Here is a 17,145-nt window from a genome sequence, read left to right as displayed (position 1 = left end):
TCGTCGGGCCGGCTACCGATCCGGTGCTGATGAGGACGCTGACGGCCGCCGGTCTGCCAGCAACCGGGCGCTTTCTTTCCAAGGCTGGCTGGGTCAGCCGTGTGTGGGTGGGGGACGAATACGTCGTGCGGCTGATCAACGACCAAAGACACCGCGACGCCTATCGCCACGAGGCAACAGTTATCAACCTGCTTGCCGGTAGCGAGGTCCCACACGCCCGACACCTCGCCCACGGCGACGGGCCGGACGGTCCGTGGTACGTCTCCGAACGCTTGCCCGGCCGAACCCTGCACGAGGCATGGCCGACGGCGGACTCGGCAACCCGCCAAGCAATGATCGAAAGTCTCGGCTCTGCGTTGCGTGCCCTGCACAGGGTGCCTGTCCCGGCCGATCTGCTGCCGCCCTGGCTGGCCGCCGCGCTCGACGGGACGAAGCCGTGGGCTGCATTCCACCCACCCGTAGTGGGTGCGGCGCTTCAGCAGGTCGAGGCTGCCCGGCGGGTACCCGGTCATGACGCGCGCCTGCTCGCCGATGTTGCCGATTGGGTCCGGGAACGTCTGGCGTTGTTCGCCGCCGACGCACCTGTCCTCGTTCATGGTGATTTGCATGGGGCCAACCTCATGGTCGATCAAGGACGTGTCACCGGTTTGATCGACTTCGCCGAAGCGTTGGCTCAGCCGGCTGATGTCGAGCTCGATATCATTCTGCGCTGGTGTGCGAAGGCGCGAGACATCCCACCCACGCCCAATGAGCAAGGGCTCGACGAGACCACCCTCACCGAGATTCCCGGATTGCTGCGCGGCGCGTATCCGGAGCTGTTCGAGCGCGAGCATCTGCGTGAGCGGTTGAACTTCTACGACATGTACGGAGAGCTCACGCTCTACGCGCACCATCCATATGCTGACGACCGCGAAGCGGCCCACGACCGCATTGTCCGCCTGCTGTCCGGCCATAACTATCTCGACGAGCTCGTCTGGTAGGTCGTCCTCGCGCCTACAACGGACCCTCGTGAACTGCGCCCGAATCTGAGCGCGTGGAATATTGACGATGCCCGGTGAAGGATCCCTGCCAGGCAGGTCGGGGAGCGGTCGGAGCGGATCAGCTGGCGCTATCCGCGGGCATGCGCGGACGGGTTGTCCTTGCGAAAACCGTTGGTGCCCGGCTCGCTCCGCTGATGGACTGACGTCCCACCGTGAGTCGGCCGCGTGACGGAGGTGGTGGTTGTGACGGATTATGACGTGCTTGCCGAGGTGTACGAATGGCTCATCTCAGATGCAAAGTTGCCTCCAGCCGAGTTCGCTGCGTCGTTCGATGACGTCCTCGGTCTCCTGCCGTCGAACGCTCACGTCCTCGACTGTTCGTGCGGAACCGGACAGTTGGCGGTTGGCCTCGCCGGTCGTGGCATGCAGGTTGTCGCAACTGACGCCAGCGAAGCGATGGTTCGCCGGACTGCAGAGTTGTCTGAGGAGTTCGGGGCATCCGTCCGGGCCGTGCGGGCGAACTGGGAAGAGTTGCCCGACCATTTCGAGGACGACACGTTCGACATGGTGTTCTGCGTTGGCAACTCGCTTCACCATGCCGCGGGCGCGACAGGCAGGGGTGCTGCTCTGGAGTCGATGTCACGGCTTCTGCGCCCTGGCGGGCGCTTGGTTCTCACATCCCGCACCTGGGAACTCGTGAGGGCCAGAGGTTCCCGGCTCGACATCAGTGACCGACTCGTCCGCCGGAACGGTCGCGATGCCGTCGTGGTCTACCGCTGGGAGATTGCGCCGCATTGGGAGGAGGAGCACCACATCGAGATTGCGATCGCGCAAGTTGATGCGACTGGGTTGGTTCTTGTCCGCTCGGAACTGCTGTCGTGCTGGCCCTACCGGTACGAGGAACTCGAAGTCGAGCTGGACCGGGTCGGACTCCGGACGGAAGTGAGCACCTTCGATCTTGAGGCCGAGAACTACATGGTGGTCGCGAGCAAGGTATAGACACCGGGCTCTCAGCCCCTGGCCGGACCGCGCGGTTGCAGACCAGTACCCGACACTCTGCGTATCAATATCGTGCGCATTCGGCGTCCGGTGGTCGTCAGCCCGGTGGTGAAACCGCATGCAGAGCTGGCTGGCGGGGCGGTAGGTTACATGGCTGTCCCTGCCCATCTGTCGTCGGAGAGGTGTGTCCACATGTCCACGATCAGTAACTCAGAGGCGATCGCAGCCTGGGCGGCGATGCCGACTGACGCGATTGAGGCGTACGACGATCAGGGCGACTTTCCCAAGCGCCACTTGATGAATGGGAACCTGCTCCGGATGCTGGGGCCCGTCGATGGTCGGAAAGTCCTCGATGCAGGCAGTGGCGAAGGCTATTTGAGCCGGCTGTTGGCCGAACGCGGAGCTGAGGTCGTTGGTGTGGAGCCGGCTGCCGCGCTGCTGGCGCGCGCTCAGAAGATCGAGCAGGAGCGGCGTCAGGGCATCAGGTTCGTGCAGGCTGATCTCTCGACGTTGCCGGAGGTTGGTCAGCCGTTCGATGCGGTGGTCTGCAGCATGGTGCTGCTCGCCATACCCGCCTGGCAGTCGGCGATGGCGGCGTGCGTCGGCGCACTGAAGCCGGGCGGCCGGTTCGTGTTCTCGATCACCCATCCGGCGTTCGAGAATCTCTACCCAACGTGGCGGGATCACGGTCATTACCAACTTGATCGCTACCTGGATGAGTACGAGCTGCCAGAGGGCCACGCACCCGACTTCCACCGCCCGCTGTCTGCCTACCTCAACGAGGTCATCGGTCTCGGGTGTCGCGTGACTGAACTGTGCGAACCGAGACTTGATCCACAGGTCGCACGAGACAGCGGAATCGAGGCGATCGAGTCCTACGTCGCACTGCCGAACTTCCTGATCGTTAGCGCCGAACGCGACAGCTGAGCGCCATTCGCCGGCACCCGCCTTCTGACCGCCGCCGGGCAGTAGTCCGGTCGTCCAGCAACGCTCATCGACCGTGGCCTCGACGCTCCGATCAAGGCCCGTCAATCTGCCGGCCGGCGTAGCGGGCCCATGGCTCGGCGGCCTTGTCAGCGTGCAGGAAAGCGACCTTGGCGCTGTAGCCGAGTGCTTCGGCAACGAGTGACGGCGGAGCCTCGAGCACGAGTTCGCCGATCGCTCGGTTGCGCGCCCCGAGCAGGTTGACGCCGAGGCCACGGAGCCGGCCCATCACGGTGTTGGGGTGGAGGTGTCGTCCGGCGAGGGTGCTGGGGAACAGCCAGGGACTGTCTGGCCCGGAGCCGGTGCGCAGGTTCGGGCGTTGCGCGATGTGGTCGCGCAGGAGTTGAGCGAACGGCGCGGGCACGTCGGTTGGTCGTTGGCCGAGCGTGATGCTCATGCCATTTGGCTGGTCGTCGACGACGCGCAACTCGAGGGTGACGACCTTGACGAGTGGCTGGGCGTAGAGCAGAAGCAGCATTCCGGCCACCCGGCAGGGGAGGGACTCGCTGTTGCCGGTGAGTAGCTCGCGGATCCATGCCAGCCGTTGATCCTGCGTCAGTGATGGGCTGGTGCGGGCTGCTCGGTATTGGACGGCGACCTTGGTGTTGAGCCGGGACATCTTGGCACGACGAAGAAGGTGCGGATCGCGGTCCTCGTGGTCGGTCCGGTCGCGAGCCACTCGTCGATGTCAGGCTGGGTGCAGGTGGCTGCGGTCCGCTGATAGGTCTCGTGGAGCCAGACGAGGAACTTGATGGTCTCGGTGATCTCCTGCTTGGCCGAGTGCACCGGCCCGTGCGTTGCCGCGCCGTCGAGGCCCGCGTGTGTCAGCGGGATGGTTCCGTCGCCGAGGCCACGCAGCAGGGCTTGAACTTCGGCGAGCGTTTCCAGACGATGATCGACTCCGGGCGGGCTGAGGCGCAGAGTGCGTCGATCAGAGCGACGAGTGCGGGATCGCTCGGAGCGCCGCCGACAATGTCGGTCAGGTCGTCGTGGAGCGCGCAGCGGGCGCAGAGTTTGGCGCGGTGGTGGCCGGCTTCATGGCCGCAGCGCGAGCAGTGGAAGTCGTAGGGGATCCGTGCACAGGGTCCGCAGACGGGGGTGCCGGATGCGTCGGATGGTCCCGGGAGTAGACGTTCCTGGCCGCAACCTGGGCAGTTGCCGCGGTTGTGGATCGCGTCGAACCGGCAGGTGAAGCAGATCTGGCCCTCGGGCCAGCGTGCCTGCAGCCGTGTCGTCTCTCTGCCGCAGCGTGCGCAGGTGCAGGAGCCGGACGTCAGCCGCGGCCGGCCGCGGCTGGTCGAGCGAGGCGTCAGGCCGACCGGCTTGGTGTCCATGGCGGTCCCCAGGCTGGCTTACTCGTCGAGGATGTTCGCCCGGCGCGGACGGACAGTGCGGTCGAGTTCGACGACATTGGGTGGGGTAGTGGTGCCGGTCTTGCGGGCGCGGACGTCCGCGGCGGTCAGGGTGAGGAGGTCGCCGGGGCCGCAGTCGAAGATGTCGCAGATCGCGGCGATCACCTGGAGAGAGACACGCTCGGGTCGCTGGTTGACGAGCCGGTAGACCTGCGGGCGCGACAGAGCGATGCCGCGCTCGGCCAGCAGGGGAATGAGGTCGGTGGTGTTGTGCAGGCCCCGGGCGGCCATCAGCTCGGCCAGGCGCCAGGTGTAGTGGACTTTGCGCCTCATGATGTTCCGTCCCCAGTGCGTCGCAGTGCTTCACCAACCGTACGGTCCAAGGCCGTTCGAAGCCTGGATCGACGGAACTCGTCGGAGGTGAACTGGTAGATCCCAGTGGTCGAGGCGTACTCGTGCCCCATCTGGTCCTGGACGAACCGAGGATCCCAGCCTGCTTCGAGGAGGTGAGTGGCGTAGGAGCGGCGGAAGGAGTGAATATCGACACCTTCCGGGATCCCGAGCTCGGAGCAGTAACGCCGAAGCCGGCGCAGGAGGGTCGACTCGACGACGAGTCCGCCCCGTTCGCTCGTGAAGAGGTCCAGGGTGCCAGGCTCGCCGCGGCCGTTGGCTAGCCAGTCCTCGAGGATGCCCGGCGTCAGGCTGTGAGCACGCTCCGGCCCTTGTATGGCGAGGAACGTCTGGACTTGCCGTAGCGGACCTTGCACACGCCGAAGGAGCCGAACTCGCGGGCATGGGGGTTGCGGGCGAAATCGACGGTCTGCAGGTGACGCAGCTCGTTGAACCGGAGCCCGTAGCCGTAGGCAACTTTCATCATGACCGCGTCACGGTAGGCGGCCTGCCAGCCCTTCCGACCGGACCTGCCGATGCGCTCGACCTCCTTGTCGGCATGCTCGAACAGCGCGTCGAGCTCCTCTCGCGTGTACGGCCGTTTGGACGGCCGCCCGTCATAGGCCTGGACGTGGGGAGCGGTGTTCCAGTCGAAGAAGACTTGTGCCGGGTGGGTGCCGAAGTACTGCTCGCAAACGCGGTCCCAGCCGTAGTCCGGGTTGCTGATGTAGCAGGTGAACGCCCGAAGCGCGGAGTGGTAGCCACGCAGAGTCGAGTGGGTAACGTGCTTGACCGCGCGCAGGTCGGCGGAGAACTCCTCGACCATCGACGGCGTCCAGTTCCACGGGTCCTCGTTGACGTGGCCGGTGAAGCGCCGTACGCAGCGCAACCGCTGTTCGATCGTGGCGAACTGCAGGTTGCGCGACAGTTGCTGGTTGCGCCAGCCGTCGAGCATCATCTGGAGCACCTGCTCGTCGGGCCGGAGCACCGGCAATGACTGCACCAGGTGGATCCGGCCAGAGCCGTCAAGCTGCATCAAACACCCCGAAGATCCGGTTACATCCGTTGAATCAACGATTCATCAGATGAATCGTTACGGGTGTTTCTGCAGGTCATCGACTTGTCGCGACCGGCCGTCGCGCGCAGCGTTTCGGCCCCGCGGGGCCGGCGATCGGCACCACAGCAGCCAGGCAGCGGCGCCGTTTGGGCAGGTCAGAGCCCCGCCGGTGCCGTTGTGCGGGGTAGTGGTTCCGCGGCTACGTACCTGATTCATCTGATGCAATATGCAGACTACTAGTTGACATAATGTCCATTATCGGCGCTCAAAGATCGGGATTGCACCGCTGGAGGTTCAGGTCGTGGCCTTGACAGCCACGATGTCCAAGCTGATGTTTCGAACTCCGGAGCGTGCCTGGTTCGCGATGTTGCCACGAACACTGTCCGCGAAGGCCAAGGCCGCCTCGCGGTCGGAGAAGACGATGAACGTGTGTGAACGTGCCGGGTCCTCACAGTCGCTCCAATAGCCCTTCACCAGGCCGGGCAGCTGGCTCACGCCTGCAACAATCCCCTCCAACGCGGACTGCTGCGCCTCACCCCGGGCCGGGTCCATCTCCCATACACCGACTACTGCGTACATAGCCGTCCCCCTCATCTGTGCCGATTCCCGCGTCTGCTCAGTGTCGAGGATAGGTGTCGCAGCCGTCAGCAAATCCGCCCGGATGAGCCGCGCGTCCGCTTCCCCTCTACTCCCGCCTCATGAACTCCCGTTCCTGAGCCCCCGAGCAGCCCGCCTGGGAACACTGCGCGAGCTCACCAAGCTTGCCCCGATCGCGATCATCGCCGAAGCCCTCGGCTACACCAACCAGACCATCGAACGCCACGCCCGAGGCGCCGCTGCCACCTACGCTGAGTACGTCGCCACGCGCCGATGAGCGAGTTGCTTCAGGTGCAGGGACTCGCCGGGCGCTCAGCGAACGCCCGGCGCGACGGTCAGCGTGCCTGCTGCCGGGTCAATTGTCGCCAGGGTGCCGAGTGGGACGGTGGCAGGTTGGAGACCGTGTCCGATGGGGAGGCCGGCGAGAATTGGAACGTCGAGCTTCGCCAGACGATCGCGGAGGATGTCAAGCACGGTCCATCCGTTGCTCAGGTCATCCTCGAACCCGGTGATCTGACCTACGGCGACACCGCGCAGGCCGTTGAGTAGGCCCGATCTCATCAGCTGGGTCAGTTGACGGTCGACCATGCCAAGACCTGTGCCATGGTTCACCTCGATCAGCAGAATGCCGCCGTCCAAGCTGCACAGGTCTGCGCCGATGGCACAGCGAACGGTGTCAAGGTTGCCGCCCATGAGGAACCCTGTGGCAGCTTCGCCTACGGTCAGGCCGGCGCCCAGCTCCTTCGGATCCTGGCGGACGACGATCTCGTCGGTAGTCATCAGTGCGCGGCGTAAGGCCTCGGCACACTCGGGACCGCAGTTCGGCTCGTACCAACTCATGGAAGGCCCGTGGATGCCGACCAGGCCGACCTGCTTCCACAGCGCGAGGTGCAAGACGGTGATGTCGCTGAAGCCGATCAGCGGCTTCGGATCGCGTCGTACGGCGTCGAAGTCGAGACCGTCGGCGATGCGGTAGGCCCCTTTTCCGCCGCGGGTCGCGAAGACCGCACGCACTCCCGGATCACGGAAGGCATCATTGAGGTCGGCCAGCCGGTCCTCGTCGGCGCCGGCCAGGTAACCGAGGCTGTCGAAGACGTGATCGCCGAGCTCGACCTGGAGGCCCCAACCCGTGACAAGGTCCACGCCGTTCGCCACCAGTTCGCGGTCGGGTGTGCTGGCTGGCGAGACGAAACGGACGCGGTCACCGCGATTCAAGTGAGACGGTAGCAGTGCTGGGCCAAGGACCGTGGAAGTCATGGTTCGCAAGTCTGGCAGTAACCTCCGACAACTTCTCCTCGCCTACGCAGCCACACGACCGTCGGCTCGACGAGCTACTCCCAAGGACCCGGGCCAGCGATGGCCTTCACAACCTCCAGATAGCGGCGAACCGCAGCAGAAGCCGTCTCGTGTCCTTCAACCCGCGAGAGCACGACGGACAGCCCGGCACCGACTCCGACGTCGGAGGGCGCGTTGAGCATCGACGCCATCGCCGCAGCCTTCTCCAAGTCACCACGAGCGATGTGCTTTGCCGCCAAAGGCAACATGGCAAGGGCGAACACATCGGGGTCCGGTACAGGCCCTGGCAGACCTCGGCCCACCAGTTCGAGCGTCTCCGACAGATCGAGTCTCCCAGCTGTGCCCGCACCGGCCACCAGCCGAGATTCTCGAGGCAACGGCGAACCCGACGGCCACCAGTACCAGTCGACCCACAGTGGAAGCGAACCAATGTCGTACATCGCCCCGACGTACCCACCGCCGACCGGCCCGTTGCCCGGCATCTCGAGGGTCAGCAGCGTCTCGTCGAGCACACGCTCCCTGCCGACAACGATGATGTCCACATCACTCCACTCATCGTGCCTTCCGGACCCGAGTGAACCAACCAGCCATACTCCCTCGGCCTGCAGTGCCGGCACGGTCTCCGCCAACCATCGTGCCCGCCCGCTAGCCAGCGCCGCCACCAAGCTCCGTGCCTCGTCCCGCGTCACGCGACGGAGGCTATCCCGCGTGCTGACCGAGACACGACCTAGTTTCTGTCTGTCCTCCACCGAGCCAGGCCCCATCTCGAACCTGTCGAACACAAGCCGGTACCCGACAACTCCTGGAGTGGCAACCGCTGCGGCAAACGCTGTTCACGGGTCCATGGTCGGCGGTTCAACTCCGAGTAGTTGCTTTGCGGCGGCGGATCATGGTGAACGTGTTGAGACCGACGATGGCAGCCAGCGGGATCGCGGTGGCCGGGTAGCCCATCCTGACCCGTACGACCTCGTCGGATCGTCGGAGCAGCGGTGCTACGCCGTCCAATTCCGTCATCCATGGAGTGAAGTCCCGCTCGATGACCGCTCTCAGGTGATGTGTTGCCGCGATCTGAGTGAGGACCACGCACACCAGGGCGGTGGCTGCCAGTGCCAGTGCTGCCCGGGTTCGCGCCCGGGGAGCGCGGATCAGTGTCGTGGCGGCTCCGGCGAGCAGGAGTACTGTCGTCGCGACGGCGAGGCACCTGGTCGGCGTACCGATCTTGCTGATGGGTCTGTAAATTCTGGTGTTCTGATCCGGTTCGCCGGAGAACTCCCCCGTCGGCTTGACGGTTGTCTCGTTCCGGAGCAGCGCGGTGCCGGTGTACGTCGCTTCGATCGTCCCGTGGTGCTTGTTGCCTGTCTGATCCGCTGTGTCGCACGAGACGGCGACCAACGGGAGGAAGAGAAACAGGGCGAGTACACACAGGAATCCGGCCGGGTTCGCGAGCCGCAACGATGACCTCACGGGGCCATCGTTGCCAGGTCGGCCTACCTAGCGGCCGATCTGGCAGGAAGCTGCCGGTGTAGGCCGCCCATGGAGAGCATGCGCGGGAGTCGGGCGCCACGGCTCTTGATGCGTTCCCGAAGACCAGTCTGGCGCCGCACGCGCTGGCCAGTCGCAGGGCTGAGGAGAACGACAGTTGGATGGGACGCCTCGCCTCATACGAGGCGCGGGGGTTCGTCACGATCCGCGCCGCCGGCGCCAGAAGCGTCATGCGCCTGACCTTCGACTCCAACTGAGAGCAGACCTTGCCGCGTAGCCTGGGCGACTGTGGAGGAGCTTCGTGGGCAGCTGACGGTCTGGGTGCAGAAGTGGCGTTGGTATCAGCGGAGTTCGTTGCCGTGGAACCGGGGGCGGATCCACTGGGAGCTGATGCGGCGCGGGGCGTTCGCGCGGTGGCCGTTGCACGGGAACGTGCTGGAAGCTTTGCAGGACGGGCGGCTCGAGGTCGGAGCCAACACGATGTTCGAGCCCAACGTGTGGATCACCATGGGCGACGAGGCGCGAGTGCGGATCGGTGAGGGAACGTTCCTGAACATCGCGGTGATGGTCGCGGCTCTCGACCTGGTGGAGATCGGGTCGCACTGCATGCTGGCGAACGGGTGCTTCGTGACGGATGCCAATCATCGGTTCGACGATCCGGATCGGCCGGTGCCGTGGCAGGGGTTCGATTCCAAGGGGCCGACGCGGATCGGCGACAACGTCTGGCTGGGAGCGAACGTGGTCGTCACCAGCGGAGTAACGATCGGCGAGAGGTGCGTGATCGGCGCCAACAGCGTTGTCACGCAAGACATTCCGCCGTACTCCGTTGCGGCGGGCGCACCGGCGAAGGTCCTGCGAGCCGTCACCTACCCGAACGCCCAAACCTGACCACTCACGCCGTCAGCAGCTCCACCAGACCGTCGACCAACGCGATCAGCCGGTCTTGCTCGGCGCCGATGCGGCCTCTGCGGAAGCCATGACGCCGGCCCCAGAAGGCGGACTGTACGGCGTGTAGTTGAGCCCAGCGTGCGACGCGTTCACGGTCGAGCTCCGCGGATTCGGCGAAGATGTCGAGACTGCGCCGCAACCCGGCGGCCGGGTCTGCAGTGGTGAGGATGGTCAGCGCGCGGGTCTTCAGCAAGACGCCCGCGTCGTACGCCGGGTCGCCCGCGTAGCCCTTGGGGTCGACGGCCAGCCACGGTTCGCGGTCGGCTCGCAGGACGTTCCTCGCGTTGAGATCACCGTGGATGAGCACGTCCGGCTGCGCCTGCGCCAGGTCGCGAACGGTCGCCCGGGCGGCATCCACTGCACCGCGCGACAAACCATGTGTCAGTTCGCTGGAGTCTCGTTCCAGTTGCTCCGCCCAAGCAGCCGCCTGATCCTGCAGCCGAGGTAGGTGCGATGGCGCCGGGACGGCGAGCCGACGACTGATCCGGCCGGCGACAGCGGCGATCTCGTCCTCGTCGTCGACCATCGCGAGAGTCGCCAGCTGAGCCCGTTCGAGCAGCATCGCGAAATGCTCGTCATCCCGTTCGTGCAGTACGACGGCCCCACGACCGCCCCACGCCACGAACGCGTCGGGCTCGAACTCGTTGCCTGGATGAGGAAACGACACCTTCAGTACGACGTCTCCCCCGTCTCCCCGCCGCGCAGGGACGATCACCCCAACCCCGCCGTACAGCAGCCCGCCTTCCGGCTCACACTCCCATCGAGCCAGCAGCTGAGCCACCAAGGCGGGCAACCCGGCGAGCCACGCAGTACCGGCGTCGCCTTCGCGCTCCACCGTGGATCGGGCGAAGACCTCCGGTACGTCGATCACCCGCAGCAGGTTACGCGCGAGTCGTCCGGACCGCTTGGCTAGGACCTACCGATGGCACCGACAGCGTCTGAAGTGCATGTGCATCGGCAATCGCAGCAGTCCTGGGCAGATCCGACAGAACGCGGACGCGCCTATGTGGGCCGATACGACCCGCCCTGGCTCTAGGCGGTTCGCTCGTAGCGAGGGTTGTCGGAGGCGTCGTCTAGTGTGCCGCCATGGTCGCCCGGATTCCGATCTCAGTTGCTGTGCTGGTGCGCGACGGTCTCGTGCTCATGGTGCATCGCCACCCGTCGCGTCGGTGGTATCCCGACAGCTGGAGCTTCTCCGCCGGCGGACATGTCGAGCCCGGTGAGTTGCCTCACCAGGCCGTCAGCCGGGAATGCCTCGAAGAACTCGGGGTCCGCGTCCGCGACCCCGTGGCCATCCCGTTGACGGTCAATGACCCCACCCTCGACGTGCACGGCTTCCTCGTCACGAGCTGGGACGGGGAACCTGTCAACGCCGCACCGGAGGAGCACGACGATCTTCGCTGGTTCCGGCCGAGTGATCTCGCAGACTTGAAGATGGCCCACCCGGAGAGCCTGTCGAGCATCCTGAGCGCCGTTCGAGTCGCAACCGGCTAGCCGTCAGTCTGTCAGGGCTGCGACCACGGTTCCGAGAAGCACCGCGGCGACGGCGAAGCCGAGGGCGCACAGCAGTGTGAACGCGATCAGGTTCCGCCCGATCCAGCTCACGGCCCCGGGCCTTTCGCGGGCCAGTTGCGCCATGGTGACTGGCCCGTCCGGCCTGCCGGTGGGCAGTCCGAGGTGGTTGACCAGCCGGTCGAGATCGGCGGGTGCGTAGAGGGCGCCGTTGATGGTCAGCAGGGCGTGTCCGCCGACGTCGAGGACGACGATGGTCTCGGAGACAGCTCCGGGCTGGACCACCGTTGCCCGAAGCACCGAGGCGGCCAGCGCGCGGTCGCGACGGCGGTGGAAGGTCAGGCCGCGCGCCGAAATATCGGCCGGGGTGACGACGATGCGGGAGCGCCACAGATAGACGGCGATGGTGACGGCCAGCAGCAGGACGAGGCCGATGCAGGTGATCAGCGCGGGCCGGCCACCGGCCAGGACGCCAGCGACAACCAGGACCACGGCGATCACGGCGGCAATCGTGAGGACCTGGCGCCGCGGACCCGCAGCCGGCCGCAGGACGAGTACGTCGGTTTGAGACACGGCCAGAACCCTACGGCACCGTGGCGCTCCGATCGTGAACGTCAGCACGCCTCCAGCACGAAGAAGATGAAGCTGATGAACCTCGCCGGGTGCTCGACGTCCTTCGGACGCAGTTCGGCCGGCGTGTCCGCGGAGATCGGCGGCTCGCTGATGACCGAGATCCGGAAACCCGCCGCCGTGAACGCGTCGGACATCGCCTGCAACGGCCGGTGCCAGATCGAGTAGACGACCGTACGGCCGGCGTGCTCGGCGTCGAAGGTGAACTCGGCAACGTCGAAGTACTCGCCGTCGGGGTTCAACGCCGTGTAGACGATCGGGTGGTTCAGCGACAGGATGAGGCGTCCGCCCGGCTTCAGCACCCGGCGAAACTCCGCGAGCGGCTCGGTCCAGTCCTCCAGATAGTGCAGGACGAGAGAAGCCACGACGTCATCGAAGGCGGCGTCGTCGTACGGGAGCGGCTTGGCCAGGTCGGCGACGGTCAGGTCGGCGTCCTCCCCCAGCCTTCGACGGGCCAGTTCGATCATCGCCGCACTCAGGTCGAAGCCGGACACGATCGCACCCTTGTCGCGCAGCGCCGCCGACAGCGGGCCGGAGCCGCAGCCGACGTCGAGGATGCGACGGCCGTCCACGTCGCCGGCGAGGCTCACCATCGCCGGTCGTTCGTAGTAGCCGTTGAGCAGATTGACCTCGTTGTCCGCGGAGTACACCTCAGCGAATTCGTCGTAATCGGTCTTCGGCACCAAACGCTCCTTCTAGTCGGCAGACCCGCACCATGCGGCTCAGGTGTCCTGCGGCCGGTAGATGTGTACGACAATGCCGCTGGGGAACGGCGTGGCTTCGACCAGGTCCAGGTGTCGCGACTCCGGCAGTTGGCCGAAGAGGGCCTTCCCTTGCCCCAGGACCATCGGCTGGACCAGGAGACGGTACTCGTCGATCAAGTCCGCTGCGGCCAGCGCCCCGGCCAAGCCGGCTCCGCCCCAGACGATGACATCAGAGCCCGGCTCGGCCTTGATGCCGGCGATCTCGGTTGCAAGGTCTCCACGCGCGACGCGGGTGATCGGCCACGTGGCCTCGGCGTCGCTGAGCGTCTTGGAGAACACGACCTTGGGGATGTCGTTCATCGGCGCGGCGTACGGGTCGTCGGACTGCGGCCAGAACGACGACATCTCTTGGTACGAGACGCGACCCATCAGGTGGGCGCCGGCCTTCCTGATCCGTTCGAGCTTCCACTCCTTCACCTCAGGGTCGGCGACCGCGACGCCGGGATGCTCGCGGTCGCTGGCCACGAACCCGTCCAGCGACATGGACATGTACAGGATGACGTTTCGCATGATTACCTCTCGTTCCTCGTGGTGCTGGGTCAGGGAGATCGTTGAGCAGCCTTCCGAACCCGTTGATGGCGATCGTTGCCCCGACGCTGTCGAGGACGGATCTCAGCAGGACCTGGTTCGCCTCCAGGACGAGACGTCCGATCCTGCTCTCCAACGCGTGGACGGCTCGAGCCGCCCGGAACCCGTTCCCGCCGATGACCACACCTTCGGCGCGCGGGCTGAGATGGTCACAGATCCGGTCGACGACCGAGGCCGGCTCGATCCGGTCCGGGTCGTTCGGAAGCTCCGCTATCACGGCCTCGACGACCTCGAAGTCCTGGCTGCGGAAGTATTCGGCGCCGAGATCGTTGAGCGAGGACCCGAACCACGGAGGGTGAATGAGACTGACCCGCTTGATGTCGTGCGCCCTCAATACCGACACCGCCGACATCGCGGTGGCGGACGTGGGCAGGCACCACCGCTCAGAGAGCCGCTGTACCAGTGCCGATTCGTCGCGGTGGCCCATGGCGTAGCCCGAGCTCGTCGATGCGAGTACCAGTGCATCCAGTGCGGCCCATGGCAACGTCGATACCGCCTCATCGAGCGCGGCCGGCGTGGTCCGCGCGAGCAGGTCGGCTACAGAGTTCGGCGGTTCAGCTCCAGGGGATGCGGGGTTCTGCGTCCTCGAGACGTGGACGCGAACGTGCGTCGCAGCCATGCACCGCCACTCTGCGCGCTGCCCCTCAGCGGCGTGTGGTGTGAGCACGCCTACCGTGATGACGCTCCCGGGCTTCATGGCTCTGAGCCTGGCAGCGCGAGCTGACAGCATCAACGACGATCTGTTCCACGCAGCGTGTAGCGTCGGTACATGATTCCCGAGGTCGAGCTGCGAGAAGTGCGCCTGTTTCTGGTGCTCGCCGAGGAGTTGCACTTCGGCCGCACCGCCGAACGGCTCGGTCTGACGACCTCGCGCGTCTCCCAGACGCTGCGGGTCCTGGAGCGGAAGCTCGGCGGTGACTTGCTCTTCCGCCGCACCAGTCGCGTCGTCAGTCTCACCGAGGCTGGACGCGAGTTGTACGCCGAGCTGGGTCCTGCGGTCGCCGGTCTGGACCGGGTACTGCGGAGGGCCCGAGCTCGAGGCCGCGGACCAGGTGTGGTGCGTCTGGGCCTGCTCAACTTTGCTTCCGGGGTGGACGTCTTGAGCCGAGCGATCGAACGGTACGAGGCGGTCTACGCGGGCGCCAAGGTGCAGCTGACCACGACGCCGTTCGATGACCGGCTCGGTCCTCTGCGCCGACGCGAGATCGACCTGGTCATGACGCGGCTGCCCCTCGACCAACCCGACATCGCAGTCGGTCCGGTCTTGAGTACCGACGAGCGCGTTGTCATGGTCGGCAGAACCCACCCGCTCGCCGGCCGCACCGACCTCACCACGGAGGACCTCGTAGGTCACGACGTCCGGCGACCCCACGGCGTCCCCGCCGAGCTGGCCGAGGCGACTTGTCCAGCAAGGACGCCATCGGGCCGGCTCATCCGGTTCGTCGACGCACCCGTCGACGACAACGCCGAGCTCCTCTACCTGCTGGCGCGTGGTCAACTCGTCCATCCCACCGTCGTACCGTTCGCGCAGCACTTCCAGCACCCCGACGTGGTCGCCGTTCCGCTCCGTGACCTGCCGCCTTCCTCCTGTGCGTTGGCAACGCTGAGGGACGACGAAGCCCCAGCCCGCGACGCGTTCAACAGGATCGTCGAAGACGTCCTCAAGACAACCTGACCAACCGGTCGACGTTGCTCTGGGGTTCCGTCAGGTGTCGTCGTGTGTCTCCAGTTCGGTGTGCGCGAGGAGGTCTACGAGTTGGCCGACCGTTCGCTGGTTGAGCAGAGCCTCCGGCAGTGGCTTGTCGACCTGGACTGCGTAGCGGTTGCGGCGGCCGTTCTTGTCTTTGATGACGTATCCGGCGTCCACCAGATCGGTCACGATGCCGAAGGCGGCACGCTCCGTGATGCCGAGCGCGATCGCGATCTCCCGCAACCGCACGCCCGGATCGTGCGCGATGCACAGCAGTGCTTGCGCGTGGTTCGTCAGGAAGCCCCAGGCCATGACGCAGAGCATACTAGATGGACAGATCTAGGAAATAGATTGCCAGTATTGGATTACTAGCGTAGGTTCAGTAGTGGAACTGGTTCGCGGGATTACCCGAGCCGCTCCACCACAGGAAGGCACACCATGCGCTGTACGCGCGTCGCTCTGTACGACATCAAGACCGGCACCTTCGACGAGGTCGTCGGCCAGGCGAAGTCCGGGATGGTTCCCTTGTTCAAGGAGAGCCAGGGTTTCGTGTCCTACGGTGTTGCCCAGGTCGAGAAGAACGCCTTCGTCTCGATCAGCACCTGGGAGACCCGGGCGCAGGCTGAAACAGCCGGCGCAAAGGCCGCGGAGTGGGTCAAGGCGAACAGCCGGGACCATTTCACCCTGCGCTCCAACTACGTCGGTGACCTCGCCATCGACACCGGCCATCGTGAGCCGGTGCCGACCGCTCGCTAGGTCGTCCCAGGTACGGAGCCCCGCCGCACGTCGCGGCGGGGCTCCGTCATCAGCAGTGACTCTCAAGGATCGGCGCGGGCGCGGAACGTCCGGCGGTACGTCATCGGTGAGGTTCTGATGTGTTTGGCGAAGTGCTGGCGCATCGCGATCGACGTACCGAAACCGCAGTGTCTGGAGATCTCCTCGACGGACAGGTCGGTGGTTTCCAGCAGTTCCTGCGCATGATGCACTCGTTGCCGCAGCAACCATTGCAGTGGCGTCGTACCGGTCTGTTCGCGGAATCTCCGGTTCAGCGTGCGCGGGCTCAATCCGGCGTACGACGCGATGTCCGCCAAGGTCACCGGCTCCCCCAGGCGTTCTCGCAGCCAGCGCATGGTCGGCTCGAGCGATCCATGATCGTCGCCGGGGTCCGGATGTGCGATGTACGGCGCCTGGCCGCCGTCGCGTTGTGGTGGCACGACCATGTGCCGAGCGACATCGGCGGCGACAGCGGATCCGAAGTCCTGACGGATCATGTGCAGGCACATGTCGATGCCGCTGGCCGCGCCGGCTGACGTGAGTACGTCGCCGTGGTCGATGTAGAGCACGTCGGTGTCGACCATCACCTGCGGGTATCGCTCGGCCAGCACGTGCGCGCGGGACCAGTGCGTCGCCAACCTTCGACCGTCCAGCAATCCGGACGCCGCCATCACCCCGGCGCCGCCGGCACTGATCGAGGCGATCCTGATGCCATGCCGGTGCGCCTCTCGCAGCAGATCGAGCGCTTCGGTCAGCGGCTCGCGGCCTGCAGGTACGCCGATGACCACGATCGTGTCCGCGTCGAGCGCGGCAGCCAAGGGGTACGGCGGCGTGAGCCGGTACATCTCTACTCCCCCGACGCCGGCGACAACCAGGTCACGACCATCACCGCAGACCCGTACGTCGTACAGCCGCGGACCGAAGAACTCCCCCGGCGCCTTCTGCAGCGAATGCGCCGTACTGAACACCTGCAACGGCATCGCCAGGTCGAAGCTGTGGATCCCGTCGACCGCGAGAACTGCCACTCGATGCATGGCTAGAATCTATCGGAGATCGGCATTCTTGCCACTGTCTCAGTACGTCGATCTCTTCGACGATGAAG

24 protein-coding genes are annotated in these 17,145 nt (G+C 65.8%); 8 read left to right on the top strand and 16 right to left on the bottom strand.

Annotated features, from left to right (window positions below; translation table 11 throughout):
• Positions 1–29: 29 nt before the first annotated feature.
• The 3 genes from ACLJOO_RS35570 to ACLJOO_RS35560 all read left to right on the top strand — a co-directional run bounded on the left by ACLJOO_RS35570 (position 30) and on the right by ACLJOO_RS35560 (position 2,906).
• A complete protein-coding gene (locus ACLJOO_RS35570) occupies positions 30–980 on the top strand; it encodes a phosphotransferase family protein (protein ID WP_410792070.1) in 951 nt (316 codons plus the stop codon).
• Positions 981–1,205: 225 nt separating this feature from the next.
• Positions 1,206–1,979, top strand: a complete 774-nt coding sequence (locus ACLJOO_RS35565) for a class I SAM-dependent methyltransferase (RefSeq protein WP_410792069.1) — start codon at positions 1,206–1,208, stop codon at positions 1,977–1,979.
• Positions 1,980–2,171: 192 nt separating this feature from the next.
• Positions 2,172–2,906, top strand: coding sequence for a class I SAM-dependent methyltransferase (locus ACLJOO_RS35560; RefSeq protein WP_410792068.1), 735 nt, complete (start codon positions 2,172–2,174; stop codon positions 2,904–2,906).
• Between the two features lie 91 nt (positions 2,907–2,997).
• Here the strand turns inward: ACLJOO_RS35560 and ACLJOO_RS35555 are convergent, their stop codons facing one another.
• The 6 genes from ACLJOO_RS35555 to ACLJOO_RS35530 form a co-directional block, all read right to left on the bottom strand.
• Positions 2,998–3,642 carry a hypothetical protein gene (locus ACLJOO_RS35555; protein ID WP_410792067.1) on the bottom strand — a complete coding sequence of 215 codons (645 nt, stop codon included), beginning with the start codon at positions 3,640–3,642 and terminating at the stop codon, positions 2,998–3,000.
• A 145-nt stretch (positions 3,643–3,787) separates the two neighbouring features.
• Positions 3,788–4,297: a hypothetical protein gene (locus ACLJOO_RS35550; RefSeq protein WP_410792066.1), complete on the bottom strand. Its 510-nt coding sequence runs from the start codon at positions 4,295–4,297 to the stop codon at positions 3,788–3,790.
• Positions 4,298–4,315: 18 nt separating this feature from the next.
• Positions 4,316–4,648, bottom strand: a complete 333-nt coding sequence (locus ACLJOO_RS35545; RefSeq protein WP_410792065.1) for a helix-turn-helix domain-containing protein — start codon at positions 4,646–4,648, stop codon at positions 4,316–4,318.
• Positions 4,645–5,082, bottom strand: a complete 438-nt coding sequence (locus tag ACLJOO_RS35540) for a tyrosine-type recombinase/integrase (protein ID WP_410792064.1) — start codon at positions 5,080–5,082, stop codon at positions 4,645–4,647. The genes ACLJOO_RS35545 and ACLJOO_RS35540 overlap by 4 nt, the downstream gene beginning before the upstream one ends.
• Complete coding sequence (locus tag ACLJOO_RS35535; RefSeq protein ID WP_410792063.1) at positions 5,013–5,741, bottom strand: hypothetical protein; 729 nt, start codon at positions 5,739–5,741, stop codon at positions 5,013–5,015. Before ACLJOO_RS35535 ends, ACLJOO_RS35540 begins: the two co-directional genes overlap by 70 nt.
• A gap of 315 nt (positions 5,742–6,056) precedes the next feature.
• On the bottom strand, positions 6,057–6,341 hold the full coding sequence (locus ACLJOO_RS35530; RefSeq protein WP_410792062.1) for a hypothetical protein: 285 nt from the start codon (positions 6,339–6,341) through the stop codon (positions 6,057–6,059).
• Between the two features lie 82 nt (positions 6,342–6,423).
• Here ACLJOO_RS35530 and ACLJOO_RS35525 point away from each other — a divergent pair, with 82 nt between their 5' ends.
• A complete protein-coding gene (locus ACLJOO_RS35525) occupies positions 6,424–6,636 on the top strand; it encodes a hypothetical protein (protein ID WP_410792061.1) in 213 nt (70 codons plus the stop codon).
• A 35-nt stretch (positions 6,637–6,671) separates the two neighbouring features.
• Here the strand turns inward: ACLJOO_RS35525 and ACLJOO_RS35520 are convergent, their stop codons facing one another.
• The 3 genes from ACLJOO_RS35520 to ACLJOO_RS35510 all read right to left on the bottom strand — a co-directional run bounded on the left by ACLJOO_RS35520 (position 6,672) and on the right by ACLJOO_RS35510 (position 9,119).
• Complete coding sequence (locus ACLJOO_RS35520; protein ID WP_410792060.1) at positions 6,672–7,616, bottom strand: LD-carboxypeptidase; 945 nt, start codon at positions 7,614–7,616, stop codon at positions 6,672–6,674.
• 74 nt (positions 7,617–7,690) lie between these two features.
• On the bottom strand, positions 7,691–8,284 hold the full coding sequence (locus ACLJOO_RS35515; protein ID WP_410792059.1) for a nucleotidyltransferase domain-containing protein: 594 nt from the start codon (positions 8,282–8,284) through the stop codon (positions 7,691–7,693).
• A gap of 226 nt (positions 8,285–8,510) precedes the next feature.
• On the bottom strand, positions 8,511–9,119 hold the full coding sequence (locus ACLJOO_RS35510) for a hypothetical protein (protein WP_410792058.1): 609 nt from the start codon (positions 9,117–9,119) through the stop codon (positions 8,511–8,513).
• A gap of 306 nt (positions 9,120–9,425) precedes the next feature.
• On the opposite strand from ACLJOO_RS35510, the gene ACLJOO_RS35505 reads away from it, so the two are divergent.
• The gene (locus ACLJOO_RS35505) at positions 9,426–10,025 is read left to right on the top strand and encodes an acyltransferase (RefSeq protein ID WP_410792057.1); all 600 of its coding nucleotides are present in this window, start codon (positions 9,426–9,428) and stop codon (positions 10,023–10,025) included.
• 4 nt (positions 10,026–10,029) lie between these two features.
• Here the strand turns inward: ACLJOO_RS35505 and ACLJOO_RS35500 are convergent, their stop codons facing one another.
• Complete coding sequence (locus ACLJOO_RS35500) at positions 10,030–10,956, bottom strand: aminoglycoside phosphotransferase family protein (RefSeq protein ID WP_410792056.1); 927 nt, start codon at positions 10,954–10,956, stop codon at positions 10,030–10,032.
• 215 nt (positions 10,957–11,171) lie between these two features.
• Here ACLJOO_RS35500 and ACLJOO_RS35495 point away from each other — a divergent pair, with 215 nt between their 5' ends.
• A complete protein-coding gene (locus ACLJOO_RS35495) occupies positions 11,172–11,579 on the top strand; it encodes an NUDIX domain-containing protein (protein WP_410792055.1) in 408 nt (135 codons plus the stop codon).
• A 3-nt stretch (positions 11,580–11,582) separates the two neighbouring features.
• On the opposite strand, the gene ACLJOO_RS35490 is transcribed toward ACLJOO_RS35495, so the two are convergent.
• From ACLJOO_RS35490 to ACLJOO_RS35475, 4 genes are read right to left on the bottom strand one after another with little or no spacing between them, the layout of a single operon-like run.
• On the bottom strand, positions 11,583–12,170 hold the full coding sequence (locus tag ACLJOO_RS35490; protein ID WP_410792054.1) for a hypothetical protein: 588 nt from the start codon (positions 12,168–12,170) through the stop codon (positions 11,583–11,585).
• Positions 12,171–12,211: 41 nt separating this feature from the next.
• The gene (locus ACLJOO_RS35485; RefSeq protein ID WP_410792053.1) at positions 12,212–12,910 is read right to left on the bottom strand and encodes a class I SAM-dependent methyltransferase; all 699 of its coding nucleotides are present in this window, start codon (positions 12,908–12,910) and stop codon (positions 12,212–12,214) included.
• Positions 12,911–12,949: 39 nt separating this feature from the next.
• Positions 12,950–13,501, bottom strand: a complete 552-nt coding sequence (locus tag ACLJOO_RS35480; protein ID WP_410792052.1) for a dihydrofolate reductase family protein — start codon at positions 13,499–13,501, stop codon at positions 12,950–12,952.
• The gene (locus ACLJOO_RS35475; RefSeq protein ID WP_410792474.1) at positions 13,410–14,198 is read right to left on the bottom strand and encodes a hypothetical protein; all 789 of its coding nucleotides are present in this window, start codon (positions 14,196–14,198) and stop codon (positions 13,410–13,412) included. Before ACLJOO_RS35475 ends, ACLJOO_RS35480 begins: the two co-directional genes overlap by 92 nt.
• A 150-nt stretch (positions 14,199–14,348) precedes the next feature.
• Here ACLJOO_RS35475 and ACLJOO_RS35470 point away from each other — a divergent pair, with 150 nt between their 5' ends.
• A complete protein-coding gene (locus tag ACLJOO_RS35470; protein ID WP_410792051.1) occupies positions 14,349–15,254 on the top strand; it encodes a LysR family transcriptional regulator in 906 nt (301 codons plus the stop codon).
• 30 nt (positions 15,255–15,284) lie between these two features.
• On the opposite strand, the gene ACLJOO_RS35465 is transcribed toward ACLJOO_RS35470, so the two are convergent.
• Positions 15,285–15,581: a helix-turn-helix transcriptional regulator gene (locus tag ACLJOO_RS35465; RefSeq protein WP_410792050.1), complete on the bottom strand. Its 297-nt coding sequence runs from the start codon at positions 15,579–15,581 to the stop codon at positions 15,285–15,287.
• Positions 15,582–15,707: 126 nt separating this feature from the next.
• Between ACLJOO_RS35465 and ACLJOO_RS35460 the strand changes: the two genes are divergently transcribed.
• Positions 15,708–16,025: a hypothetical protein gene (locus ACLJOO_RS35460; protein ID WP_410792049.1), complete on the top strand. Its 318-nt coding sequence runs from the start codon at positions 15,708–15,710 to the stop codon at positions 16,023–16,025.
• Positions 16,026–16,087: 62 nt separating this feature from the next.
• Here the strand turns inward: ACLJOO_RS35460 and ACLJOO_RS35455 are convergent, their stop codons facing one another.
• Positions 16,088–17,077, bottom strand: coding sequence for a GlxA family transcriptional regulator (locus ACLJOO_RS35455; RefSeq protein WP_410792048.1), 990 nt, complete (start codon positions 17,075–17,077; stop codon positions 16,088–16,090).
• Positions 17,078–17,145: the final 68 nt, after the last annotated feature.

The sequence above is a fragment of the Kribbella sp. C-35 genome (genome assembly GCF_046549195.1).
Classification (GTDB): domain Bacteria; phylum Actinomycetota; class Actinomycetes; order Propionibacteriales; family Kribbellaceae; genus Kribbella.
The sequence above is the reverse complement of the archived record's forward strand: the minus strand, read 5'-3'. Positions and strand labels throughout refer to the sequence as shown.